The 870-nt window shown below is 36.6% G+C and carries 1 protein-coding gene; it reads left to right on the top strand.

The features are described from left to right. Window positions 1-129 precede the first annotated feature (129 nt). The coding region (locus V7659_RS24955) for an ABC transporter ATP-binding protein (RefSeq protein WP_335542812.1) at window positions 130-870 on the top strand (741 nt) is incomplete at its 3' end.

Raw genomic sequence — 870 nt, 5'->3', positions numbered from 1 at the left:
ATCCATGGTAAGTTATTATCAATTAATTCATTCGAATGAATCGACTAGTCTACTAGAGATTCGGTGAAAAGACATATTTGTCTTTTCACTGAATCTCTTTTTTTATTTTAAGAAAGGATGATGAACATTATGGTATCAACAGTGACAATTAATCATGTAAGAAAAACTTTTAACAGTGACAATGAAAGTATTAAAGTTTTAGAGGATTTTAATCTTTCCGTAAAATATGGTGAGTTTATGACCATTATTGGTCCCAGCGGTTGCGGAAAAAGTACATTATTAAAATTAATTGCCGGACTTGATTTAGATTTTGAAGGCGAGATTATGATAGCTGATAAGGAAGTGAATGGACCCTCTAAGGATCGCGGCTTTATTTTTCAAGAGCATCGTTTATTTCCCTGGTTAAACGTAGAAAAAAATATTTCTGGTAACCTGTCATTAAAAGATCCAGAAATCCGTTCAAAAGTCGACCATTTAATTTCACTTGTAAAACTTAAAGGATTTGAAAAAGCCTATCCGCGTCAATTATCCGGGGGGATGTCACAACGTGTGGCAATTGCTAGGGCCTTGCTGCGGAATCCTGAAGTATTATTGTTGGATGAACCGTTTGGCGCATTAGATGCATTCACTCGCAACCATCTCCAAGAAGCTTTACTTGAAATATGGGAGGAAAATCAGACGACAATGATGCTTGTAACCCACGATATTGATGAGGCGATCTTTTTGTCCTCTAAAGTCGTCGTCATGGATGCAAAGCCAGGGCGAATAAAGGGTATTGTCCCTATTGATTTACCTTATCCAAGAACAAGGATCAGTAAAGCTTTCCAAGAATACAGAACTGTTATCTTGAAACTACTTGATCACCAAGTT

This window comes from Neobacillus drentensis, from assembly GCF_036966985.1.
GTDB lineage: Bacteria > Bacillota > Bacilli > Bacillales > Cytobacillaceae > Neobacillus > Neobacillus drentensis_E.
Note: the sequence above shows the minus strand (reverse complement) of the source record. Positions and strands in the feature narration are given on the sequence as shown.